The organism is Aliamphritea ceti (assembly GCF_024347215.1).
Lineage (GTDB): Bacteria > Pseudomonadota > Gammaproteobacteria > Pseudomonadales > Balneatricaceae > Amphritea > Amphritea ceti.
Genome location: NZ_AP025282.1, coordinates 1,655,470 through 1,680,063 on the forward strand (window position 1 = coordinate 1,655,470; position 24,594 = coordinate 1,680,063).

23 protein-coding genes are annotated in these 24,594 nt (G+C 47.4%); 13 read left to right on the forward strand and 10 right to left on the reverse strand.

Translation table 11 applies throughout. The annotated features are described in order from the left end of the window. Nucleotides 1-54: 54 nt before the first annotated feature. Both OCU49_RS07565 and OCU49_RS07570 read right to left on the reverse strand, forming a co-directional pair. A complete protein-coding gene (locus OCU49_RS07565; protein ID WP_261844374.1) occupies nucleotides 55-1,176 on the reverse strand; it encodes a polyamine ABC transporter substrate-binding protein in 1,122 nt (373 codons plus the stop codon). Between the two features lie 97 nt (nucleotides 1,177-1,273). Then, on the reverse strand, nucleotides 1,274-2,617 hold the full coding sequence (locus tag OCU49_RS07570; protein WP_261844375.1) for a glutamine synthetase family protein: 1,344 nt from the start codon (nucleotides 2,615-2,617) through the stop codon (nucleotides 1,274-1,276). Nucleotides 2,618-3,095: 478 nt separating this feature from the next. On the opposite strand from OCU49_RS07570, the gene OCU49_RS07575 reads away from it, so the two are divergent. The 4 genes from OCU49_RS07575 to OCU49_RS07590 all read left to right on the forward strand — a co-directional run bounded on the left by OCU49_RS07575 (nucleotide 3,096) and on the right by OCU49_RS07590 (nucleotide 6,168). Continuing rightward, the gene (locus tag OCU49_RS07575) at nucleotides 3,096-4,394 is read left to right on the forward strand and encodes an NAD(P)/FAD-dependent oxidoreductase (RefSeq protein ID WP_261844376.1); all 1,299 of its coding nucleotides are present in this window, start codon (nucleotides 3,096-3,098) and stop codon (nucleotides 4,392-4,394) included. A gap of 61 nt (nucleotides 4,395-4,455) precedes the next feature. Next, nucleotides 4,456-5,088, forward strand: a complete 633-nt coding sequence (locus OCU49_RS07580) for a TetR/AcrR family transcriptional regulator (RefSeq protein ID WP_261844377.1) — start codon at nucleotides 4,456-4,458, stop codon at nucleotides 5,086-5,088. Nucleotides 5,089-5,141: 53 nt separating this feature from the next. Next, on the forward strand, nucleotides 5,142-5,492 hold the full coding sequence (locus OCU49_RS07585; RefSeq protein WP_261844378.1) for a cupin domain-containing protein: 351 nt from the start codon (nucleotides 5,142-5,144) through the stop codon (nucleotides 5,490-5,492). 322 nt (nucleotides 5,493-5,814) lie between these two features. Further along, nucleotides 5,815-6,168, forward strand: a complete 354-nt coding sequence (locus OCU49_RS07590) for a putative quinol monooxygenase (RefSeq protein WP_261844379.1) — start codon at nucleotides 5,815-5,817, stop codon at nucleotides 6,166-6,168. Between the two features lie 148 nt (nucleotides 6,169-6,316). On the opposite strand, the gene OCU49_RS07595 is transcribed toward OCU49_RS07590, so the two are convergent. After that, nucleotides 6,317-7,726, reverse strand: a complete 1,410-nt coding sequence (locus tag OCU49_RS07595; protein WP_261844380.1) for a multicopper oxidase family protein — start codon at nucleotides 7,724-7,726, stop codon at nucleotides 6,317-6,319. Nucleotides 7,727-7,949: 223 nt separating this feature from the next. On the opposite strand from OCU49_RS07595, the gene OCU49_RS07600 reads away from it, so the two are divergent. Next, on the forward strand, nucleotides 7,950-8,399 hold the full coding sequence (locus OCU49_RS07600; protein ID WP_261844381.1) for a tellurite resistance TerB family protein: 450 nt from the start codon (nucleotides 7,950-7,952) through the stop codon (nucleotides 8,397-8,399). 133 nt (nucleotides 8,400-8,532) lie between these two features. Here OCU49_RS07600 and OCU49_RS07605 read toward each other — a convergent pair whose 3' ends face one another. Beyond that, nucleotides 8,533-9,465 (reverse strand): LysR family transcriptional regulator, encoded by a 933-nt coding sequence (locus OCU49_RS07605; RefSeq protein WP_261844382.1) that lies wholly within the window; start codon nucleotides 9,463-9,465, stop codon nucleotides 8,533-8,535. A gap of 315 nt (nucleotides 9,466-9,780) precedes the next feature. Between OCU49_RS07605 and OCU49_RS07610 the strand changes: the two genes are divergently transcribed. From OCU49_RS07610 to OCU49_RS07630, 5 genes are all read left to right on the forward strand, one after another. Beyond that, the gene (locus OCU49_RS07610; RefSeq protein WP_261844383.1) at nucleotides 9,781-10,788 is read left to right on the forward strand and encodes a TAXI family TRAP transporter solute-binding subunit; all 1,008 of its coding nucleotides are present in this window, start codon (nucleotides 9,781-9,783) and stop codon (nucleotides 10,786-10,788) included. 238 nt (nucleotides 10,789-11,026) lie between these two features. Then, nucleotides 11,027-13,111, forward strand: a complete 2,085-nt coding sequence (locus OCU49_RS07615) for a TRAP transporter permease (RefSeq protein WP_261844384.1) — start codon at nucleotides 11,027-11,029, stop codon at nucleotides 13,109-13,111. Between the two features lie 64 nt (nucleotides 13,112-13,175). After that, nucleotides 13,176-14,429 carry an NAD(P)/FAD-dependent oxidoreductase gene (locus tag OCU49_RS07620; protein WP_261844385.1) on the forward strand — a complete coding sequence of 418 codons (1,254 nt, stop codon included), beginning with the start codon at nucleotides 13,176-13,178 and terminating at the stop codon, nucleotides 14,427-14,429. Between the two features lie 39 nt (nucleotides 14,430-14,468). Then, on the forward strand, nucleotides 14,469-15,185 hold the full coding sequence (locus OCU49_RS07625; protein WP_261844386.1) for an aspartate/glutamate racemase family protein: 717 nt from the start codon (nucleotides 14,469-14,471) through the stop codon (nucleotides 15,183-15,185). A gap of 838 nt (nucleotides 15,186-16,023) precedes the next feature. Beyond that, a complete protein-coding gene (locus OCU49_RS07630; protein ID WP_261844387.1) occupies nucleotides 16,024-16,791 on the forward strand; it encodes a hypothetical protein in 768 nt (255 codons plus the stop codon). 5 nt (nucleotides 16,792-16,796) lie between these two features. On the opposite strand, the gene OCU49_RS07635 is transcribed toward OCU49_RS07630, so the two are convergent. Beyond that, entirely contained in the window at nucleotides 16,797-17,456 is a 660-nt protein-coding gene (locus tag OCU49_RS07635; protein WP_261844388.1) for a nitroreductase family protein, read from the reverse strand. An 81-nt stretch (nucleotides 17,457-17,537) separates the two neighbouring features. Beyond that, on the reverse strand, nucleotides 17,538-18,476 hold the full coding sequence (locus OCU49_RS07640; protein WP_261844389.1) for an EamA family transporter: 939 nt from the start codon (nucleotides 18,474-18,476) through the stop codon (nucleotides 17,538-17,540). Between the two features lie 158 nt (nucleotides 18,477-18,634). On the opposite strand from OCU49_RS07640, the gene OCU49_RS07645 reads away from it, so the two are divergent. Further along, entirely contained in the window at nucleotides 18,635-19,162 is a 528-nt protein-coding gene (locus OCU49_RS07645; RefSeq protein ID WP_261844390.1) for a MarR family winged helix-turn-helix transcriptional regulator, read from the forward strand. A 41-nt stretch (nucleotides 19,163-19,203) separates the two neighbouring features. On the opposite strand, the gene OCU49_RS07650 is transcribed toward OCU49_RS07645, so the two are convergent. The 4 genes from OCU49_RS07650 to OCU49_RS07665 all read right to left on the reverse strand — a co-directional run bounded on the left by OCU49_RS07650 (nucleotide 19,204) and on the right by OCU49_RS07665 (nucleotide 22,295). Beyond that, nucleotides 19,204-19,884 carry a cysteine hydrolase family protein gene (locus OCU49_RS07650; RefSeq protein ID WP_261844391.1) on the reverse strand — a complete coding sequence of 227 codons (681 nt, stop codon included), beginning with the start codon at nucleotides 19,882-19,884 and terminating at the stop codon, nucleotides 19,204-19,206. A gap of 149 nt (nucleotides 19,885-20,033) precedes the next feature. Then, on the reverse strand, nucleotides 20,034-20,372 hold the full coding sequence (locus OCU49_RS07655; RefSeq protein WP_261844392.1) for a hypothetical protein: 339 nt from the start codon (nucleotides 20,370-20,372) through the stop codon (nucleotides 20,034-20,036). A gap of 304 nt (nucleotides 20,373-20,676) precedes the next feature. Continuing rightward, a complete protein-coding gene (locus tag OCU49_RS07660) occupies nucleotides 20,677-21,333 on the reverse strand; it encodes a LysE family translocator (RefSeq protein ID WP_336605370.1) in 657 nt (218 codons plus the stop codon). 107 nt (nucleotides 21,334-21,440) lie between these two features. Beyond that, entirely contained in the window at nucleotides 21,441-22,295 is an 855-nt protein-coding gene (locus tag OCU49_RS07665) for a pirin family protein (protein ID WP_261844393.1), read from the reverse strand. Between the two features lie 117 nt (nucleotides 22,296-22,412). On the opposite strand from OCU49_RS07665, the gene OCU49_RS07670 reads away from it, so the two are divergent. Beyond that, nucleotides 22,413-23,354, forward strand: coding sequence for a LysR family transcriptional regulator (locus OCU49_RS07670; protein WP_261844394.1), 942 nt, complete (start codon nucleotides 22,413-22,415; stop codon nucleotides 23,352-23,354). Nucleotides 23,355-23,539: 185 nt separating this feature from the next. Beyond that, entirely contained in the window at nucleotides 23,540-24,508 is a 969-nt protein-coding gene (locus OCU49_RS07675) for a glutathione S-transferase family protein (protein ID WP_261844395.1), read from the forward strand. The last annotated feature ends 86 nt before the right edge of the window (nucleotides 24,509-24,594 follow it).

Here is a 24,594-nt window from a genome sequence, read left to right on the forward strand (position 1 = left end):
GAGGCTTTTTGATCTACTTAACCTTAGTGCACTAAGTTCAGCTTAATTTAGAGCTTAGCGACCGGTTTTAATGTCAGACCAGGTGCGGTTCTGTACTTTTGCTACCTTTGGAGGTGTCTGAGTACCCAGGAACAGACGTTCACGCACTTCTATTGTTGGGTAAATATTTGGGTTACCGGTAATTTCCGGATCAACCAGTTCGTTAGCTGCAGCGTTAGGGTTTGCGTAAGCCACGTATTCAGTGATTGGTGCAATTACATCCGGACGCATAACGAAGTCGATAAATTTGTGCGCGTTTGCAGCATTCTTTGCATCAGCTGGAATCATCATCATATCGAACCAGATTTCAGCACCTTCTTTAGGAATAGTGTATTCAATGTTTACACCGTTTTCAGCTTCAATGGCGCGGTACTGTGCCTGGAAAACATCACCGGAGAAACCGATAGCAACACAGATGTCGCCGTTAGCCAGATCGTTGATGTACTGCGAAGAATGGAACTGACGTACGTATGGACGGATGCTCTTCAACAGTTTTGCAGCTTCTGCGTCTGTTTTATAGTCGCTACGCTTGTTGCTGTTAGGGTCTTTACCCAGGTAGTTCAGTACCAGTGGCATAACTTCGTTAGGGGAGTCGAGAATAGTGACACCACAGTCAGCCAGTTTTTCGATGTTTTCTTTCTTGAAGATAAGATCCAGGCTGTTTACCGGGGCGTCTTCACCCAGTGCAGCTTTTACCATATCGACGTTGTAACCAATGCCGGTGGTTCCCCACAGGTATGGCAGACCGTATTTGTTACCCGGATCAGCGCTGGCTAATGTTTCCAGCAGTGAAGAGTCTAAATTTTCAAAGTTAGGTAGCTGGTTGCGGTCCATTGGCTGGAAAATGCCAGCGGCAATTTGCAAACGCATGAAGGTGGAGCTTGGTACAACCAGATCGTATCCTGAGTTACCTGCCAGCAGTTTAGCTTCCAGTGTTTCGTTACTGTCGTAAACGTCGTAGGTCACCTTAATACCGGTTTCAGCTTCGAAGCGTTCAATAGTGTCTTCGGCAATATAATCAGACCAGTTATAGAAGTTCAGAACTTCTTCCGCCTGGGCAGACATAGTCATGCCGGATAAGCCGATCGCCATTGATGACGCGATAAGTTTTAATCGGGATGGTAAAGCTGTTTTCATTATTTTCTGCCTCACGTTTTGGTGCCTGCGAATGACGCTGGCCAGTAGTTAGTGCCGCAGGGTATGGCTGCGGCACGGTTTTATTACATCTGGTTGTTTATACGTTCAGTAGCAGGAACTCACGCTCCCATGAACTGATAACCTGATGGAAAGTTTCAAACTCCGCCCGCTTAACACCGATGTAAGCATCGATGAAGCGTGAACCCATAATTTCCTGCAGTTCAGGACATTCTTCCAGTAAACGCAGACCTTCTTCCAGAGAACGGGCCAGTTCAACGGAATCGCCGTCTTTAACTGCTGGGCCTAAGGTTGGCTTGGTCGGTTCAATCTTATTAACCAGCCCCAGATAACCGCAGGCCAGGCTGGCAGCAATTGCCAGATAAGGGTTGCAGTCTGCCCCCGGGAAGCGGTTTTCGACTCGGGTTGCTGCCGGTACGGCTTCAGGTGCTCGCAGGCCAGTTGTGCGGTTATCAATGCCCCATTTCATATTAACGGGCGCAGCAATGTCCGGTGCAAAACGGCGATACGAGTTCACGTTTGGTGCATAGAAGCTGATGGCATTTGGAGTGAATGTCTGCAGGCCACCCATGTAGTGATAGAACATATCACTGTAACTACCGTCTTCATTGGCAAACACGTTTTTACCGGTGTTGTCGTCAATCAGACTCTGGTGGATGTGCATCGAGCTACCAGGCTCTGCTTCCATAGGCTTAGCCATGAAAGTTGCATAAATATTATGCTTAAGAGCGGTTTCCCGCAGGGTACGTTTGAAAACGAATACCTGATCAGCCAGTTTCAGTGCGTCACCGTGCAGGAAGTTGATTTCCATTTGCGCCGCACCGGACTCATGAATCAGGGTATCTACATCAAGGCCCTGGGCATCACAGTAGTTATAAAGTGTGTCGATGACCGGGTTAAATTCGTTTACTGCATCAATACTGTATGACTGACGGGCAGTTTCCTGACGACCGGAGCGGCCTGTTGCCGGACGGATTTCATAGTCAGGATCAAGATTCTTTTCAATCAGGTAAAACTCAACTTCCGGTGCGATAACCGGACGTAAGCCTTTTTCTTCATAAAGCTTCAGTACCCGGCGCAGCACATTACGGCTGGAAAGTGGGTGTGGTTCGCCGTCGAAGGTGAAACAGTCGTTGATAACCTGAGCTGTTGGTTCGTCAGCCCAGGGGACGAGTCGCAAAGAGTCAGGATCGGGAACCAGAACCATGTCTTTATCGGTTGGGTCGACAATGTCGTCGTGGTTTTCTGCCCATTCGCCGTTAACTGTTTGTACCAGAAGTTGTTCCGGAATCCGGCCGCCTTTCTCTGCCAGGAATTTATTCGTTGGATAGAACTTGCCCCGGGCGTTACCGGTCATGTCCGGCATGGTGGATTCAACTTCAGTGATACCGTGTTCTTTGAGAAAGCTTTCTACGGCTTCCATAAGTCACCTTCTTAAATGTCTTGTCGAGGAGAGTAGCTGATGGACGAATTCCGTACAGACCTACTTTCTGCAAAATTGTGTTAATAAACAGATTGTTAGCATACAAGTACAAGAATAGCTTAGCAGTATTAAATTAGCCCTTATATGCCACCTAGGGGATATATTTTTTACTGTATCTTGCTGTTAAGTACTTGCCTGTTAACTGAGTGATAGATGGAATGAAAACTCTTAATCCGAAATATCATTCGAGTTTTAGGGTATTTTATTGAACAGCTTAAAGCAATACGAAAAGATGAAAAAATTATTGTTTTATGGTGCTTGTAACTATGATTTAATCGAATTATTATTCGGTTTATGAGTTTTGTCTGGTGCGCTTTTTTAATAGGTTTTTCTAGCTATTTGACAAAAAACAATGATAATTCAGCAGCTTGTCAGGCTCTTCTGGCAGACATGCACTGAGGCAGTTGGAGACCCACATATGACATTGTCAGGATACGAACCTTCTTATTACTCGGCGACAGCGAATGTTTCGCAGACGCTTGCCGGTATACAGGGGCAGGCACTGCGTGGAGAAACCGAAGCCGATGTTTGTATTGTTGGTGCAGGTTTCACCGGTTTATCTGCTGCGTTACATCTGGCCCAGAAAGGCTATTCAGTGGTGTTACTGGATGCGGAGAAAGTAGGTTGGGGCGCATCTGGTCGTAATGGTGGTCAGGTATGCCAGGGGCAGAATATGGATCATGAAGACATGATCGATAAAGTTGGCCGCCAGGCAGCAGACAGTCTTTGGGATATGTCTGTTGAGTCTGTTGAACTGGTTAAGTCGCTGATCGCTGAGCACCAGATAGAATGCGACCTCAAGCAGGGGGTCTTACATGTAGCGGCTAAGCCGGGCCATGTTGAAGAGATTCGCGAGAGTGTTGAATACAAGCGCAATGTCATTGGTTACAAAGATATTGAATATGTAGATACGTCTGACGTGCAAAGCATGCTTGGCACTGACCGTTATCATGGCGGAGAGCTGTGGAAAGAGGCTGTGCATCTGCATCCGCTGAATTATGCGCTGGGCCTTGCTGAAGCAGCGGCAAAAGCGGGTGTACGTATTTATGAAAATACCCGGGTAACTGACTACACCAAAGGCGAAAATCCAGTCGTCACAACCACTGAAGGTTCTGTAAAAGCTAAGTATGTTCTGCTGGCCTGCAATGGTTATCTGGGTAAGCTTGAGCCGCGTATCGCCGGTAAAATCATGCCGATTAATAATTTTATTATTGCTACAGAGCCACTTTCTGATGAGCAATGCCGGGCGATTAACCGGGAAGACTACGCGGTCGCGGATTCCCGTTTTGTGATTAATTACTTCCGTTTGTCCGGCGATAACCGATTGCTATGGGGCGGTGGTGAAAACTATACCTCGACCTTCCCGGCAGATATCCCGTCTTTTGTGCGTAAGTATATGCTGGAGTTTTATCCGCAGCTGAAAGACGTGAACATTGATTATGGCTGGGGCGGCACCCTGGCTATTACGCTTAATCGTATGCCGCATTTTGACCGGATCGATCAGAATGTGTTTGTGGCGCAGGGCTATTCAGGCCATGGCGTGGCGCTGGCAACTTTGGGTGGAAAGCTAATGGCTGAGGCGATTAGTGGCAGTGCTGAGAAGTTTGATACCTTTGCTAAAGTACCTACACCGACGTTTCCTGGTGGTACTTTATTACGATGGCCGGGATTAGTCGCTGGAATGCTGTATTATTCGCTTCGTGACCGCTTTTTTTAACGTCGATCAGTTTGGCAGCTTCTGAATATGCCTTGCTGGTCCTGCAGGTATATTTGGAAGTATGAAAACAAAGCAGAATCTATCGCCAAGAAACGCACCGGTTCAGGGGCGCTCAAAACTTCGTTCAAAGCAGATCATCGATGCAACCGGTGAATTGTTGGAACGGGTTGGCCTGGATGACCTTAATACCATTCTGATTGCCAAAGAAGTTGGTATTTCTATTGGTTCTCTGTATCACTATTTTCCCAATAAACAGGCAATTTTGTACGCCATAGGGCTGCGCTGGCTGAATGAGATCGATGCAATTTTGCAGGAGTTTCAGGGCTGGCCAGTGGAAGAATATGAGCTTGAAGAGCTGGTAGACAAAATGGTTCAGCTGAACCTTAAGGCATACCGCAAGCAAAAGGCTATGCTGACGCTGGTGCAAGCAATGTTCTCAGTACCTGAGTTGCGGGAACTGGATACCCAGCACGATGAGCTGGTGATCAGCAAAATGGCAGATATTTTCAAACGCATGGGCATTAATGCACATGTGAAAGAGCGGGAACGGTTAGCGCGGGTGTATCTGGAAAGTACGCATGCGTTGTTCCTGACAGTTGTGAATCAAAAAGGTGAGCGTGCTAAGCGCACCTTGCAGGACCTTAAATTCATGGTTTGCAGCTTGTTGCGCCAGTATCAGGAAACCTATCGCTGATCGGCATACCGGGCTGTAAACATTTCATAATGTTTCAAGCCCGGAGTATACCGATGTCAAAACTACAACGCCTGCCGGCTTCTACCGGTGATGCAGAAGCTTCTCCAATTGCTGCTGAAAAGCTTATCAGTGGTAATCCAACAAACATGCTCAATAACATGTTTACCAATACTAAGGAGAATTTCTTCTGCGGTGTCTGGTCGTCCACTGAAGGTAAGTGGGAACTGAATTACACAGAAGATGAGTTCTGCTACATCATTAGCGGTAAAGCGATTATTACTGATGTAGAAGGGCATAGTGAAACTGTTGTTGCGGGCGATGCTTTTACAATCTCAGCTGGCTTTAGCGGCAGCTGGGAAACCATCGGTGAAGTGAAGAAGTTTTACGCGATTTACGAAGAATAAATATAGCTTTTTCGCCGTGTTATTTTCAAAAGCACACTCACGATGAGTGTGCTTTTTTGTATCCGTTTTAATTCTCTTTCCCTACTCAGTTTTCAGTACCGGGGCTAAATATATTCTTTTTTTTTGGCTGTTTAGCCGATGTCTTGCCATTCTTGTACTTACGTTATTGGAAGCAGTGTCTTTCAAATAACTACAGTGTCAGATCTCTCGGGGTGTTTATCGGGTTATGTTTTGTGACCGTTTAAGCAGTGAAGAGCAAATACCATAAAAGTATCTGCTATTCAGGTTTCTGGCGGACAGACATTCTTGAGAGGTATGAGTTATGGGTAATCAAATCTATTGGACGCTGATCTGTGATGTTAATGACGGTCAGTTAGATGCTTTGAAAACAGTCACGAAAAAGTTTTGCGAACTTACAGCACAGGAAGAAGGTGCCGTTGCCTATGAGTGGTCGCTCAGTGCTGATTCGAGTGTGTTGCATGTTCATGAGCGTTATGTGGATAGCGATGCAGCACTGGCGCATCTGGGGAATGTAGGGCCGCACTTAGATGAGCTGTTCGCATTAGTTACTCCAAGAGAAATTGTCTGCTACGGCAATGCCAGTGATGCATTTCGGGACGCGGTAAAGGACTTTCCAATGACATATATGGACATGTTTGATGGTTTTAATCGGTAAGAGAGTTATTGCTCAAGCTCTGAATCTGAAGCACAGAATCTGAAGCTATCTGATATTTCTGAAGTAACAGGTTACTAAGCCCCCGATGTTTGCGGGGGGTTAGTTTTTAGTAATATATTACAGCCTGATTGCTTTGAAAAAAGCAGGTTTAAGCGATAGTGATATAGCCCATCAGGCCTGTTTTCATATGTTCGATTACATGACAGTGGTACATCCAGCGACCTGGGTTGTCTGCTACAAACGCAATCTGAACCTGTTCGTTACGTTCCATCAATACGGTATCTGTAAAGAAAGGATCAATCTTTTTTTGGTTAGAGCGAATTACTTTGAACATCACCCCGTGGATATGAATCGGGTGTCGGTGTGGTGTCGCATTCTTAAGATCAAAGATATAGGTTTTGCCCAGTTCCAGTGTGGCCAGCGGTGCCGGAATATTGTCTGCGCTCATACCTGTCCATGGAATGCGGTTAATGGCCCAGAACCGGGGCATGGATTTACCGTTGCTATCGGCGGGCGTGACAGCACCTTCCCATTCAAAAGTGAAACGCTTTACTGTTGCATTAGCCAGATCTGGCTCTGAAAGCGGATTCAGTGGCGGCAATGGCGGGGCTTCTGCTGCAGGCTGGTTTAATGGCCGGGAAACAGTTTTTAACCGCAGTAACTCCCGGTAAGAGCGCTTACCTTTACCGTTCTCAATCAGGATTTCTTCACCGGCTGCCGGGGTTTTAATAGCTATATCTACCCGCATACCTGCACCGATGGAATAGTTATCGAGTCGCTTAGGCTCTGCCAGCGGATTAGCATCAATACTGATGATGTAAGCGGGGTAGTCTTTAATCCGCAGTTTATAGACCAGCGTGTTGTCGACGTTGGCGAAACGCAGGCGTAACCAGCCTTCAGCGGGTACATCTATGATCGGTTTATTAATCCCGTTTACGGTGGCGTAGTTGCCCGGGGTGCCCATACGGGCCGCGTTGCGGGGTGTGGTGAGTGGTTTGAAAGAACCATCTTTGTTTAAGTGCCAGTTCTTCAGCATCAGCGGTAAGTCGGCAGCAAACTCGTTGGGCGAGAATGTATCTGAATCGGATTCTTCAACGATCAGTAATCCTACTAGTCCTTTACCTAACTGTTCCACGCTGTTGACGTGAGGGTGGAACCAGAAAGTGCCTGCGTCCGGTGGGGTGAAATGATAGATAAAAGTTTCACCTGGCATGATCGGCTTTTGGCTAAGAAAAGGCACGCCGTCCATTTTTATATCAATGCGTATACCGTGCCAGTGAATGGTCGTTGGTTGCTGTAGCTTGTTAACGACCCTGATTGTGATGGGCTTTCCCTGCTTTGCCTTCAACGGTGCATGAGGATATTCACCATTGAATCCCAGACCTGGCGTGACAGTGTCGGGCCTTATTTCCAGATCAGCCGGTTCAACGCTCAGGGTATAGTCGTATTCGCCGTTCTGTTGCATTCGGGTAACAGGTACGCAGCCGGTAAGAACTGCGCTCGCCAGCAAACTGGTTTGCAGGCTGGTTTTTAAAAAGTCGCGGCGGTTTACGCTCATGCTAAATCTCTGTTGAAAGACTCAATGGCAAGATCTCAGATGAAGAGATTTTGTTTTATGAACTTACTTTTATTAATCACAAATGGGAATTATTTGCGTTTTTATAGGGTCATACTTCTAATGTCAAACTTTACGTATAAGCTTCGTATATGTTCGCATTTTCATAATTGATCAAGTTAAGCTAAAAGAACGACTAAAAAGCGAGCTGAGCCCGGAGGCTATAGTGATAGATAAAATAAAGCATTTTTTCACCCAGCAATTATCCGTTGATGATGCGAATGACTCTTCTGAGACGTTACAGCTGGCGGCTGCAACTTTGCTTATTGAACTGAGTAAGGCTGATTATAAGCGTGACCCGGAAGAACAGCAGGCAATAAAAACGGCATTAAACAAGTGCTTTGACCTTGATCAAAAGCAGTTGAATGCGGTTATGGAGCTGGCAGAGCAGCGCAGCAATAGTGCAACATCACTGTATCCGTTTACCAGTTTGATCAGCGATCACTACAGCCCCGAGCAACGTTTTGAGTTAGTTAAAATGTTATGGCAGGTTGCTATAGCAGATGGCGAAATCAGCAAATACGAAGATCATTTAATACGCAGAATTGCTGACTTGATACATGTTTCACACAGCGATTTTATTCGCGCAAAACTTGCGGTTTTAGATGAACAATAACGGCTTGATAAGCTGTTTTTCCAGCTGTGAATGTAAAAGATAACTGAGGCGCGGGATACGCCTTTTCGGTATCTTATGTATCTGTCTATTTCCCGGATACCCAACATAAGCAAACTTTATATTGTTGCCCGCTTTAGCTTCCCCAGCTGAGTAATTTCTGAGGGTTGCTTTGAATATCCAGAATTTTTTCCCTTAATAGCTCCATGAATGCCACTGTGATTTTAGAACGGGGGTTATGCGCCGGGAAGATCATGCCGATCTTTAACGAGACCTCTGGGGCAAAATCGCGGAATACCACTTTGCCGGGCTGTGCGTAGCTGCAATAGCTGGATGCAGAAATCGGATCGAGAATACAAACCCCTAATTTACGCTCGACAAATGTTAGCGCCGGAATAAAGAACCGGGTCTGCAGGCGTACATTCATATGATAACCACTTGATTCAAAGCAACGCAGAAGATCCTGAAAGATCATATGATCCGGGTGCAGGGTGATCATGGGTTCGCCGTCCAGCAATTCCGGCGTGATGAGTTCTTCTTTTGCTAACGGGTGATCAGCGGGCAGGGCGCACATGGCTCTCAGGTTGAACATTTCTGTTTTACACAGGGTGATATTGTCCTGTGTGACTTCTGCCAGGCCGAGGTCGTACTGGTTGGATGACACCCATTCGGCGATAGCATCTGAGGTGCGGGTCTGTAGTGAAGCCTGAACCTTTGGGTGTTCTTCCAGAAAATCGGCCAGTAGCTGCGGCATAAAAAAGGTCGAGGGGCCCGGCATACAACCGATTCTCAGGAAACCGTATTGCTTGTTCTGGATATCCTGTACGGTTTGGCTGACGTCATTAATCCGCTCAAAAATTACTTCGATTTCAGTGTACAGGTAGTCAGCTTCCGGGGTGGGGTAGAGGCGTTTCTTGCGGCGTTCAAATAGCTGAAAGCCGATGTCCTGTTCTAATGAATTGATCAGCATACTCACTGCTGGCTGGGTCTTAAACAGCTGCTTTGCGGCCTGAGAAACAGAGCCATACATCATGACGGCCCGGAAGGCTTCCATCTGGCGAAGATTCATAGCTAACCTCTTTACTGATCTGTAGAGCTAAAATATAAGATAATCTGATGAATTGTTAAAATAATACAATTTGCGATTATGTTTGTCGCGTCGAATAATAAAGTCATCAAGAACAAAGTCGAAAATAACTATAAAGAAGGCCTTGGGTTGATCCCGCGTATGCGCTATACAGGCGCCCTTTCTTTATTGGTTATTTTTCCTTTTCCTGATCGCAACCCATCAGGTTGCAGGCTGGCTATACTCAATTACAGCTGGCGTAACGACAGTATTGTTTGACTTGAAAAGTACTGATAAAAACAACTAGGAGTACGCGTAATGCAATTCAAAAAATTAATCGTAGGTTCCGTCATCGCAGCGACTGCTGCCTTGTCTACTCTTTCTCATTCTGCCGATATGCAATTCTTCCGCATAGGCAGTGGTAGTGCTGGTGGTTCTTACTTCCCTATCGCAGGTCTGATCGCTAACGCAATCAGTAACCCGCCTGGTTCACGTCCTTGTGAGAAAGGTGGCAGCTGTGGTGTTCCGGGTCTGGTTGCAATTGCGCAGTCTTCAAATGCTTCTGTTGCGAACGCTACTGGCGTTCAGACAGGGCAGATGGAATCTGGTCTGGCTATCGCAGGTATCGTTGATACTGCATACAACGGTACCGGCAAGTTTGCTGAAAAAGGCCGTTACGAAGATATCCGTGTTATCGCAAACCTGTTCCCTGAAGAATTGCACCTGGTTCTGCCAGAAGGCTCTTCGCTGAAATCGATTCAGGATCTGAAAGGTAAGCGTGTTGGTATTGCACAGGCGGGTTCTGGTACGCAGGTAGCGGTACTGAAAATGCTGAAAGAATTCGGTATCGATCGTTCTAACATGGACGAAGCAGAGCTGAATAACTCCCAGAGTGCTGAGCACATGGCTGATGGTCAGCTGGATGCCTACTTCTACGTAGCAGGTACGCCTGTTGCAGCGATCGTACAGCTGGCATCGACCAAAGGTATGGAACTATATTCCTTCAGCGATGAAGAGCTGGAAATACTGCAGAAAGCACTGCCTTATTACTATGCAGAAACCATTCCTGCCGGTACTTATGAAGGCGTTGATTACGACGTAAATAGCCTGGCTGGTGGTGCACAATGGATGACCAGTGCGAAAGTTTCTGATGAGCTGGTGTACAACATCACTAAAGCGTTGTGGAACGACAGCTCTAAGAAGTTGTTCAGCAACGGCCACCCTAAAGCGAAGATGATCCAGCTGGATACTGCGTTAAGTGGCGTAACTGTGCCTCTGCATGCCGGTGCTGAGAAGTTCTACCGCGAAGTTGGTCTGATCAAGTAAGCAGACACCTCCTGAGTCAGGGTATGCCAGCCATGCCCTGATTATCCGAAGGCTTAGCCTTCACAGACGCTTAACAATCACAGTTGTTATCTATGATTGAGGGGGGAACCTCCGGTTAAAACCCGTTATATCGGTAACTGATATTACGAGTTTTAAGCAGGGGCTCACCGGGCGTGATCAATGAAGTTATGGCAGTATTGCCAGATTCGGGTGTGTATGACCCGATTGAGGTTCCGATATGGAAAATAAATTAACGGCTGATGAGCTGCAGGCACTGGAAGAGAAATACGATTCCGAATTGCAGACCCGCAAGCTTGTACCTTCATTGGAGATGGCCTGTGGTCTGTTTCTGGTGATTTTTGCCTCTTATCATTTTATTACCGCGGGTTTCGGTATACCTGCAGATTACTGGCACATGGGCATTCATTTGTCTGGTGTGCTGTCGATGATCTTTATTTACTACGCAGCATTTAAGAAGAGTGAACGTGCGGATGCGAACGGTTACCACCGGGTGCCTTTCTATGATTTCGTGCTGGCGGGTCTGAGTGTTTTTGCCTCCCTATATATCGGTATGACCTGGCTGGGTGTGGATATCAGCATCTTTGGATTCGAGGTTAAACTGGACGAACAGGCGTTGCGTCAGGGTAATCCCGCTGGTCTTGATGTGGTGCTGGGTAGTTTGCTGATCTTTCTGGTGCTGGAAGCAACCCGACGTACTTTAGGGCCGGTGTTGCCACTGATCATTATTCTGTTTTCCTGCTATGCGTTGTTTGGCCAGTTAATTCCGGTCGATATTCTGCGCCACCCGGGTGTGACCTGGAATCAGTTCATCAATAATATCTACTTCCCTGCGGAAGGTATTTTCGGCATTACGCTGTGGGTGGTATCAACCATCGTCTTCCACTTTGTACTCTTCGGTGTCATTGCACAGCGAATGGGTCTTGGTCAGTTCTTTATTGATATTGCGACTGTAATTGCCGGTAAGTACTCCGGTGGTCCGGCCAAGGTGAGTGTCGTGTCATCTGCTTTCTTTGGCATGATTTCAGGGTCTTCTGTTGCGAATACAGTATCAACCGGCTCTCTGACCATTCCTAATATGAAACGTTTGGGATATCCGGGACATTTTGCTGGCGGGGTAGAAGCAGCCGCTTCTGCCGGTGGCCAGATTACACCACCAATTATGGGTGCTGCGGCATTCATCATGGCTGAAAACCTGCAGATGTCGTACGGCACAATCGTTTTAGCGGCAATGACCCCAGCGATTATGCATTACATAGGTGTACTGACTATCGTGCACTTCCAGGCTAAAAAGCTGGGTCTGAAAGGCTGCGCTAAGGAAGATATTCCTCAGCTGCTGGCCGTACTGAAGAATGGCTGGCCAACACTGATTCCGCTGATTGTACTGATTACGGTACTGTTTACCGGTTTCACACCTTACATGGCTGCGTTCTCTGGTATTGCTGCCTGTCTGTTGGTTGGGATTCTGAACCCGTATCAGCGTATTGGTTTTCATGATGTCTACGACGCCTTTAAGACAGGTGCGAAATATGCGCTTGCAGTGGGTGCGGCCTGTGCGGCAGTGGGTATCGTGGTGGGTGTTATTACGACGACCGGTGTGGCATTCCGTCTGGGTTTCCTGGTTACCAGCGGTGCGCAGGATATCGGTGAAACCTTGATCGCAATGACAGCGTGGCTGCCGTTTGAATTGTTCTCGCTGGATCAGGTAACTCTGTTTGTTTCCCTGTTACTGATCGCTATTTCCTGCATCCTGATGGGCGCGGGTCTGCCAACGGCTGCGCTGTACATCATGCTTAGTGCAGTTGCACAGCCTGCTTTATCGAACCTGGGTGTTCCGGCACTGGCCGCGCATTTGTTCGTGCTGTATTACGGTGTTCTTTCTGAAATTACACCTCCGGTATGTACCTCGGCGTATGCTGCAGGCGGTATTGCTAATGCTAACCCGTTCAAGACCGGTATTTCTGCCTTTAAGTTGGGTAATGCCAAGATCATGATGCCGTTTGTATTTGTATACTCGCCGGCGATGCTGATCGTACTTGATGATTATTTCAGCTGGGCTGAATACATCCAGACAACTCTGACCTGCATGGTAGGTATCTTTGTCTTCGGTATTGCGATCTCCGGTTATGCATTACGGACACTGACGCTGTTCCCAAGACTGCTGACTTTCCTTGGCGCACTGATGTTAGTTATTCCGGGCGTTCAGTCAGATATCTATGGCCTGGTTGTTCTGCTGCCAGTGATGGCTCATCAATGGATGGCCGGCCGTGAAAAACAGCCCAGTCTGAGCAGTAGCGCTTCATAGTATCCCCGTAGCCGTGCCACATCAGTGGCGCGGCTTCTGAGCTATCAACAAGAGAGTTTTTCTTATGAGTCATGATATGCACGTGGGGATTATTGGCGCCGGCGTGGTGGGTTTGTCTACGGCACTTTGGTTACAGCGCCAGGGGGTTAAGGTAACCATCATTGACCGTCAGGCACCGGGTAACGGTGCATCTTTTGGTAATGCTGGTTTGTTTGCGGATTATGCCCGCTTACCTTTTGCCAACATGGATGCCCTGAAAAGCTTGCCGAATATGCTGCTGGATAAAAAAAGTCCATTGTCGCTTCAGGCAGGCTATATGCTGAATCTGATTCCGTACGGCTGGCGTTTTGTGCGCGCCTGTATGGATAAGAACTATCAACATGGCCGCGCTGCATTAACTGAAATTCAGAACCTGACGGTTGCCGCAGATAACGCACTGTTTGATCAGACTGCTACCCGTGATCTGATTAAGGCTGAAGGTTGTCTTGGGCTTTTTAGCACGACAGAAAGTTATCAGGCTGCCCGTGATGGCAGTCTGGCGGAACGCGCCCGTCAAGGTGTTGCTATGGAATTGTTATCAGCAACTGAGGTTAAAGCACTTGAGCCTGATATTGCTGATTTTCATGCCGGTGGTGTGTTCTATCCCAATACCCGGTTTACCCTGTCACCGGTGCAGCTGTGTCAGCGTTACAGTGAAGAGTTTCTCCGCGTTGGCGGCGAGCTGTTGTGTGAAGATGTCATCGCGATTCAACCGGCGGCTGAAATGTCGCAGGGTGTGGATGTACAGCTGCACAATGAAACGCGAAAGTTTGATCGCTTAGTTGTGGCTGCGGGTGCGGCTTCAACGAGTCTGCTGAAAACCATTGGTCTGAAAGTGCCGGTAGTCAGTGAGCGGGGCTATCACCTGACGCTTAACGGCGAAGGCCGGACAATTAACCGTCCGGTTGGCTGGTTAGATAAAGCCATTTTTATTACGCCTATGCAGGATGGCTTACGGGTTGCCGGTACTGCTGAGTTTGCAGCGGAAGATGCACCGCGGAATGAAGAAAAAGTGAATGTCATGCTGGAGCATGCGAGTGAAATGCTTGGGGCGGAGCCTGAAGTGAAATCCAGCTGGGTTGGCAGTCGGCCATCAACACCTGATTCGCTTCCGGTTATCGGTCAGGTACCGGGCTGTCCACAAGTATCGTTGGCATTTGGTCATGGTCATCTGGGGGTTACGCTTGGGGCGATTACCGGCCAGTTAATTGGTGAACAGATGTTAGGCCTGAAAACGGCCATGGATCTGACGCCGTTTGCCGTGACACGTTTTGGATAAATACCACCCTCAGGGTGAAGAATAAGAGTTGGAAAGACAATGATTTTGAAAGGTGGTTTTAATATTTATGGTATTCCGGTCGGGGTTATTTCACTGGAGTCTTTTTTTCCTAAGCCAGAAGGGCATATAAAAAATGCACCAAGTTTTGATTTTCCGGTGCTGTATCACACAGTTAAAGGCGCAACGATTGATCGCCTGATCGGCGAGCGTGATCCTGAATTATTGGCGCCATTTATAGAAGCCGCACAAGCGTTGGAAAAGGAAGGCGTTAAGGCAATTACCGGTAGCTGTGGTTTTCTGGCGTTGCACCAGCAGGCGATTGCGGATGCGGTTAAAGTCCCGGTGTTTATGTCTAGTCTGATTCAGGTGCCATTGGTTTCCCGCATGATGGCTTCAGATCAGAAAGTAGCTGTAGTTGTTGCCAATAGTGATGCCCTGACTCAGGACCATCTGAGCGGTGTAGGCATTGCTGATGAGCCGATCGTAGTTGCAGGTATGCAGGCGCAGCCGCAGTTCGCAGAAGTAATTTTACGCGGTGAAACAAATGATCTGGATATGGACGTTTTCTATGCTGAATTGAGTGGCGTAGTGGCGAATACTCTGGCGAACAATCCGGATGTTGGCGCTATTGTGCTGGAGTGTACAGATCTGTCGCACTTTGCACCTAAGCTACAGGAACAGTTTGAATTACCAGTGTTTGATCTGACCAGCCTTACCCGCATGGTTGCAGCGACTGTCGTCCGTACTAAAGCGTAAGCAGATTTAACGTTTTTACCAGGTTTTACCTAAAGCTTAATCAATTCCAAGTGATCTTAAGCTACTTGCCCGTTACCGGTTTAAGAGCAGCCGGTAGTGGGCTTTTTTATTCTTTGGCAATGCTTTTTAGCGATGATCTTTCTGGTCAGATCATTGGCTAAAGTTATTAATTCTTTTCCTATTCCATTTCGACGCCATCGCCATCATATCCGCCAATGGTTTTGAGTAGGCTGTTGTGATCCTAGGATCTGCCTGAAACTCCTGTGAGATACGAAAATAGGGGAGAAAGTTTTTCAGACGGGTAACACCGTCCATGTCTGTTTGCCCCTGTATCAACAATCTCCGGTGTCCAGTTTGCCTGCCGGAAATAGTGAGAATAACCCACTGTGAAGAATCGATTTGAGAGGACTTGATCTGCCGCCGGGCAACCGTAGCGAATTTCGGGTTTTAGTGTGTTCTGATTTATTAGCTTTGACTCACAGGCTTTAATCCGATGATGTTTCAAGCTTAATACGGTTTAGATTATGCTTTCAGGCAGGTCAAACGCCAGTGCTGATTACCCAGAATAGGGGATCATTAAATGTAATAAATGTACTGCCAAATGTGTGTTTTTTGAGTCGCGGTTCAATATTGAGGATTGTTTGTTAATAAAGCGGGTGTAGTGCTTGCTTCGGTTCAGGGAGCATGTTTGACTAAGCGCCGTTTATCTAAGTTGTGTGGGTTGCAGGTATTGATCAGGGATGTGCAATATTTGTGGGAAGCCAGGTTGTCACGCACTTAATAACGTTATCATCACAGCAGTGATGGACACCCACATATCTATTAAACGGAGTTAACCATGAGATATCTGTTGGCATTTGCAGGATTGCTGTTGCCACTGATACTGTTGCCCGGTCAGGCGGCTGCCAGTCAATGCAGCTATTTACTGACTGCTGGTGGCAGTGAAACCTATCCAGTCGAAGATATATCAGCCTTTGTTGAGCAGGAAATGCGTCAGCGGCTGAACCGTTCCAGGCAACACTTCAATGTTGAATTTATTCGCCGTTGTGACGGAGATGAAGCGCGCTTTCAGTTAGAGTTGCTAACCGAGAACCTCTATATTCTGGGCATTAATGGCCACACCTTGCCGGAAGATATCGTTCGTTATTCTGATGAGCCTTTAACAATTAGCCGTGAGCGTTTCGAAGCAAGTTTCGAGAATGCACTCTGGTTTGGTTCTTTATCCCGCCGTCAGAAGCAGGCAACACTGAAAATACTGGCTTTTGTTATTTCTGAAACAGCCCGGTTCAGTGATGTTGAAACGGCAGTGAACAATGTGTTCACCAAAAATTGTCTCTATGAATGGCAGGAATACGCCAGTTTATTACGCCGCTGGAAGACCATGTCGATCTTTGCTAACAGCCGTGGGCTGGCGTATGGCAATCAGTACGTGGGCGGTTCCAGGGCATTTTTACTGGCACCGATTACGCCGGAAATCGTCAGTGAATATAACCAGTCTGTGAGTCAGGGCTGGGAAGTAATTCGTTATGATTATGATCAGCGAGAAACGGATCAGCCGGTACAAATTGGTAAAGCTTATTGCCCGGCTAATCTTGCAGAATCCTGAATGTTTCAGGCGTAACTAAGCACGTCCGCAACCGGTTTTCTGCGTTTTTGCTGCCGGTTGCTCTCTTTCTCCGGGTAGCCCACGGTTACCAGCATGACCGGTACTTCATCGGTATCTAACTGAAACGCCTTATTTAATCCTTCGGCATCGAAGCCGCTCATTGGTCCGGCTGCCAGGCCCATGCTTTCTGCTGCCAGCATCAGGGTCATTGCCGCAAGAGATGCTGAACGGAAGGCTTCATCTCGCTGTAGTTGTGGATTATCTGTATGGGTTTGGGTGGCTGCATCTACCCAGCTTTGCTGAACTTTGGCTGGCAGAATGCCTGAGTCGACGGATGGTTGCAGGGCAGTGTGAAGCTGGCGGTGAGCATTCAGGGTCCCGCAAATTATAAAAGTTACAGCTGCACTGGCAATCTGCGGCTGGCCATACGCCTGGGCCTGTAAGCGGGCTTTAGCTTCAGCAGACTGTACAGCAATAAAACGCCAGTTCTGAAGGTTATACGCAGAAGGACTTAAGCTTGTTAGCCGAATCAGCGTTTCGATGCTTTGCTGGTCCAGTGACTGACCAGACTGATAACGGCCAGTGGAAATACGGTTTTCCATCAGAGCAGTAAAGCTCTGCAGGTTAAGTTCAGTTTGTGCTAATGGCTGTGATTGTGCGGTCATGATAAATATCCTGTCAGTTCGAGATATACATTAACAATGTCAGTTAAGGCTTTATGCGTTGCTGCTGTTGTGACTAGCTGGTTATTGGCCAGCGATCAGCTTATCTGTTTTACCTACGGCTGAGAGTCGGCTGTTTGGTTGATAGGACTGTTGCACTGAAGGTCGGTTTTGCATCAGATAAACGCTGATCAGTACTGTTAAAAAACCTGCAATGCCAGTTGCTGAGATGCTCTGACCAAGGAGTGCCCAACCGAGAATGACGGCTGTCAGCGGGCTGAGTAGGCCCAGTGAGGAGACGGCAGCAGGTGTAAGTTTGCTGATGCCCCGAAACCAAAGTACATATGCGAGCAGGGCGCCAATCAGGCATAGATAAACGTAGCCGGCGATTTGCATGGGCTGGAGTTCTGGCAGGGCTTCTTCTGTTAGCAAGCTGACAGGCAACAACATCAGACCTGCCAGCAGTAATTGCCAGCCAGTAAATGCCAGGAGTGGCATCTGGCTGCGCCAGTGGCGTGCCAGATAAGTACCGCAAGCCATACTCAGAGCACCTGCCAGTGCAGCGGTGATTCCGATACCGTCCCAGCCAGCGCCAGGTGATAGCAACAGTACTGCCATACCGCCTACACCGGTAAGACTGGCGATCAGCGTGATAAGTGCTGGCCGCTGCTGGTCCAGCCCCCAGCAAAGCAGAATGACAAACATTGGCTGAATGGCGCCCAATACTGCCGCAACACCGCCCGGTAAACGATAGGCAGCAATGAACAGCAGTGCCTGAAACAAACCAAGATTTAGTGCGCCCAGAATGAGTAAGCGCCACCATTCATTACGCTGAGGTAAATGCCGGCACAGGCACACCAGTAATAATCCTGCTGGCAGTATGCGTAGCATGGCTGCTGTCAGTGGCCGGTCTGCCGGTAACAGCTCTGTTGCAACAATGTAAGTTGATCCCCAGGTGATGGGGGCCAGTGCTGTCAGACATGTATCCCACCAGTTTGTTGGGCTGGCTGTTGATTCATTCATCAGGATCACCGTGTATATATGTGAGGAATTTATTTATCTTGAATTCAAGATAAATATTATTCTTGATGTGTTTTATCTTGAAGTCAAGATAAAATTGTAGATAATGATTTCCTATATTCAGATAAAGCTTTCTTTCTCATTCGGCACGGAACTCAGATATGACCGATAAACTTTCAGCTGTTAGCCAGGAAAACGTTGCGGGCGATGCCGTAGATAAGATCATTAGCCAGTGGCAGGCGCAGCGGCCAGATCTTGATCTGGAAGGCATGGCGACGATTGGTCGTGTAAAGCGTTGTGCAGCGTTACTGCAACCAAAACTGGAAAGTGTGTTTAAGCAGTTTGATTTGAGTTTCTGGGAATTCGATGTGCTGGCGACTTTACGTCGTTCCGGCGATGATTGTTGTCTTTCACCAACAGAGCTGTTTTCCACTATGATGATTACGTCTGGCACTATGACTCATCGAATGAAACAGCTTGAGTCACGGGGGCTGGTGGAGCGTCTGCCTAATCCTCAGGATGCCCGCAGTATGTTGGTGAAACTGACCGCAGAAGGTTTTTCAAAAGTAGATGCGGCAGTGACTGCTCACACCATTAATGAGAAGCAAATTCTGGCGGGGTTACCGGCAGAGAAACTAGCGGCTTTAGATATTGCTTTAGTGGAACTGCTAAAGGTGTTGGAAGAGTAGGAACTGCAGATAAGCCTGCTACTGAGAACTGCTTAATAGGTTTATCTCGAACGGGATAAGTTGATATCAGAAGAGGCAAGCATTTCCGATAGTTCTTTATAAGTCCGTACATCTCCAAATGATCGGTAGAAGGTGTTGAGTGTTGCTTCGTGCAGGCCATGTGCATGACCAATACTAAGGTCTGCAATCAGAATTGTTTGGTAGTTTAGCTCTACAGCATCCCGGGCTGACGATTCACAACAAACGTTAGTAACAGTGCCGCAAATAAGTACTGTTGTAATATTTCTTTCTTGCAATTGTGCGTGCAGATTTGATTTTCCGGGGAAGAATGCACTGTAGCCGAATTTGTAAGAAATAATGTCAGCAGTATCGACTGTCAGTGATGCATGTATCTGCGATCTTGGGTCATCTGCTTGGGTTATATTATGCAGTTCCTGAGCAGTTTTCGGACCAAAAATAGCAATATGGTTTTGTTGTACTTGATTGCTTTTGGGCGTTACCCAGGCGACAGAGCCTCCAGCTTTTCTCAGATCGCATGCCAAAGAATTGATAGACGGAATAATAGCTTCGCAATGTGCATCTTTCAGAACAAAGGCGTTGGTCATATCGATTACGACGAGTGCTGTACTGCGAGGATCAATATCATTGAATGCGTGCAATGTGCCTCTGCGTGACGATACTTTTTTAATAATTTTTTGATTATTAATACTTGAGTGAGACATCTTATGGGGCACGCTAAGAGTAAAGTTAATTTAATCGCAGATAGTAACTGAGTACACAATAGTGGTGTTTGTCGTTTAAGTTAAGAGGTGACAACTCCATATGTAGTTAAACCTCATAATGGACTTGTCACCTTATTCACATAGAAAAACTATAAAACCTGCCAGCCAATAGCCCTGCTGATGGCAAAGCTGAATTCATCGGCGACGACTGTCCATAGTCTGTTAGCCTGTGAAATATTAATGGATGGTAAATTACGCAGCCTCAGACGGGCGATGAGTTTCTGTTCGTCCATAAAGATGCGTGCGTCGTTTTCTTCGTATTCGCCACTTTGCTGTTTTTCGTTAATAAAGGCTATATCGCTGAACATATCCCTGCCTATATGTTCGATGACGCGCCTGATTTCCTCCCGACTTGTTTCATTTTCGCGTGTTACGGTGGTAATGATTCCTTCTAAAACTGCATTGAAGTTAACGTTATTAATGATCATGGCATACTCCATTGCTGCGCATAAATATTGCGGCGACGATTTAGCCGCAGGGTTTTAAGTATGGATTGTGGTTACAAGCACAGACGTGGATGTGACGTTGCGCCGCAGAAACCTGAGACGGGTCGAAAGAGTGGGGCAGAGCTGTCAGGTTAGCTCTGAGTTCGACTCCTGGGTCGGTTCCGGGCATATGCAACATCCTTTTGCGCTGTGTGTACGAACGATTCAGCGGTCTTAGCTCCCTGCCAGAACACATCTGAATCGTTATATAGCGTAGATCAGAATTGCAGATTTTTCCGCAACCGGTTTATTGCCGGCTGGCGGTCAGTGCCCAGATACCTGCCGCAGATAACAGGCTGCCACCACCAAGGTTGAATGCCCGGTGTGCACGTTTATGACTAAGCAGTTTTCTGGCCTGAGCGGCGAACAGTGAATACAGACAAGCATTGAGCGTTGCCAGCGATACAAAAGTAATTGCCAGCCACCATAACTGGGTTGCAGCACCTGCGCCGGGGGTAATGAACTGAGGCAGGAAAGCCACGAAGAAAATAATACCTTTTGGATTCATCGCGGTAACCAGATAGGTATTTGCAAACAGTTTCCAGCCAGACACACTGGTGTCGGCAGGCAAGCTCATTGGATTTACGCCGGCCCGCAACAGTTTTATGCCCAGATATAACAGATATAAACCACCGATCCATTTGACGACCATGAACCAGAAAGCGGATTGCGCCAGTAATGTACCCAGCCCTACAAGGGATAACAGCAGAGCGGTTGAGTCCCCCAGTGCTACCGCTGCAATCAGCGGCCAGCGGGCACGGTTACCATGGGAAATTGAGTAACTGATTACGGTCAGAATGGTAGGACCAGGAATAATCAGTAAAACACTGGAAGCGAGGACAAATGCCAGCCAGGTTTCCAGTGTCAGTAATGTGTCGAATAAGAAAAAGGTATCGGGGATCATGTCGGGCTCCTGAGCGCGTTGTCAGAGTTTTGTCGATAGCAATGCCCTTTATGAATCCCCAGATTCCTTTACCCGTCAAGGATTTTTTAAATCGGATAAATGACTGCTTAGTCTGTCAGAACGCCGGCCTGATAGTCAGCCATTGCTTGCTGTATTTCTTCAGCAGTATTCATGACAAAGGGGCCGTGATGGGCAACAGGTTCTTTAAGTGGCTGGCCACTTAGAATGAGCATTCCGGTATTTTCTGTTGCACTTAATTGCAATGTGCCAGCATCGCTGATCTTAGCCATTTGACGCTTGCCAACAGACTGCCCCTGGATAATTAACTCACCCTGATAGACAAAAATGAGCAGGTTTTCTTCGCTAACAGCATCCAGTGTAACGTTCTGGTTTGCTGGCAATTGCAGATCTGCAACCCGGGTAGGTGCCGTTGTTTGCAGTGGTCCGCTGTAAGTTTGTGACTGCAGTTGCAGTGAACCGGCAATGACTTTCACGCTTGCGTGACTACCGTTACTGCTATCAGCATTGTTGGTTTGAAGCTTCTGCCAGGGTAACTCGGAAAGGGGAATATCTTTCCAGGCAGCTGGCTGCATTTTGTTTGCTGCCGGTAAGTTAATCCATAGCTGAAATCCATGCAGGGCATTCTGACCCAGTAAAGGTTTCTCGCTGTGAATGACGCCTTTACCGGCAGACATCCACTGGGCTTCACCTTCCCTGATTTTTCCCTGATTGCCCATGTGGTCCTGATGTTCAAAGCCACCGGCCCGAATATAGGTCAGGGTTTCCAGGCCGCGGTGAGGATGTGGCGGAAAACCGGCGATGTAATCATCCGGGTTATCGGAGTTTATTTCGTCAAGCATCAGGAACGGATCGAGACTGTTATCACGAAAACCATGTACCCGCTGCAATTTTACCCCTGCACCATCGCTGGATGGCCGGCTGTTGATGATCTGAATATGCATACTGCAAATCCTCATATGTGAATATATGTTAATCACTATAGGTTCAAATTATTCGTAAGTTAATCGCGATTAGTTGTATAGTTTATTCGGTTTTATAGAACGAATATGGAGTAGCAGATGAGAGTCACCCTTGAACAGTGGCGTATGCTGAAAGCTGTTGTTGATCATGGCGGTTTTGCGCATGCGGCGGCGGCTGTGCATAAAAGCCAGTCGAGTATTAATCACGCCATTCACAAAATGGAAGATCAGCTGGGTGTGAAGCTGTTACAGGTAAAAGGCCGTAAGGCATATTTGACAGATGCTGGCAGTTTGTTGTTACGCCGTGCAGAGAGCCTGCTCGACAGTGCGCAGCATATTGATGATTTGGCACAAAGCCTGTCTGCCGGGGAGGAGCCTGAAATCAGCCTGGCGATTGATCAGATAATGCCGGCGGTTTATATCACGGAAGTGCTGGAGTTGTTCGCCAATGAATATCCGAATACCCGGGTACAGTTATATGAAACAGTGTTATCCGGCGCCCGGGAAGCACTGGAGGAGGGGGCTGTTGATCTGGCGATAACCGGCGCGGGTATGCCAGGGTATTTATCTGAACCTATGACCGGAGTGGATTTTATCGCGGTAGCGTCACCCAGACATGAGCTGTGTAATATGGGGCCGCTTAATCTGGATGATTTGCGTAATTTTCGCCAAATAGTCACCCGGGATTCTGCCCTGCAGGACAAAGTTGATTCCGGTTGGCTCAAAGCTGAGCAGCGCTGGACGGTGAGTAATCTCAGTACTGCGGTGGCGATGGTACAGCGGGGCGTGGGGTTTGCCTGGCTGCCAATGACAAGGGTTGGGCCTCTTATCCTCAGTGATGAATTGAAAGTTCTGCCATTGGAAAAAGGCGCGTTACGCAGTATGACACTACAGATGTACTACGGCCGTGGTGAACAGAGTGGCCCCGGTGTGATGCGGCTGGCGGAGTTGCTGAAAGAATTCTGTGTGATGCAGTGTCCGAAGCATGACATACCGATGCGGGCGCAGATTTTGGCAGAGATCGAAAAACCGGAAACATAAAATTTTATCTGCAGACAGATCTACATCCAGAAAGCTCTGCATGTAAAAGGATTCTATTAAATAGAATGATTTGTGCGAATTTAAGTGATTTTGTTTCTTAAAATGCAAACTAATATGTGTCCATCACTTAATGTTCAGAACAGTGCCGGCAACTTTTTCAGTCGGTACTCAGCGAGGATACAACGATGGGATTACTGATTAACGGCAGTTGGCACGATCAATGGTATGACACTTCTGGCGATGGCGAGTTTGTCCGCGAAGATGCCGGATTTCGTCACTGGGTGACTGCAGATGGCAGCCCGGGAATCAGCGGTGAGGGTGGCTTTGCAGCTGAAACTGGCCGCTATCACTTATATGTATCCCTTGCGTGTCCCTGGGCTCACCGCACTTTGATTTTCCGCCATCTTAAAGGCCTTGAAGCGTTGATCAGTGTTTCTGTAGTTAGTCCGGATATGCTGGAGCAGGGCTGGAGCTTTGATAAAGCAAGTGGCTCAGATGGTGATGCCTTGTATGCTTCTGAATTCATGCATCAGATCTATACACAGGCCAAAGCTGATTACACTGGCCGTGTCACAGTACCTGTGCTTTGGGATAAACAGCGGGAAACTATAGTCAGTAATGAATCATCTGAAATTATTCGGATGTTTAATTCGGCCTTTGATCACCTGACAGGTAACACGCTGGACTTCTATCCGCAGCACTTACAAACTGCAATCGACGCGGCAAATGAATGGGTTTATCAGGACATTAATAACGGCGTTTACCGGGCCGGCTTTGCGACTACTCAGGCTGCCTATGAGCATAATGTTGTGGATCTTTTCAGTGCACTGGATCGTTTGGAGCATCTTTTATCAGAACAACGTTATATTGCTGGCGATCAGATCACAGAAGCAGACTGGCGGACATTTACGACACTGGTGAGATTCGATGCGGTTTATCACGGTCACTTTAAATGTAACCTGCGTCAGCTGCGTGAATATCCAAATATAAGCGGTTATGTAAGAGAGCTTTATCAGCAGAGTGATGTCGCGAGTACCTGTGATTTCGAGCATATCAAGCAGCATTATTATTACAGCCATGCGGGCATTAATCCTACCCGGGTTGTTCCATTGGGCCCGGCGCTGGATTTTGATCGGCCACATGGCCGTGGATAAATATAAGCGCTTGCTTTGCAAGCGATGCTGATCACGTATACTGGCCTCTTTATGCACTGAGCATGAGTTGAAAGAGGAGTATGGAC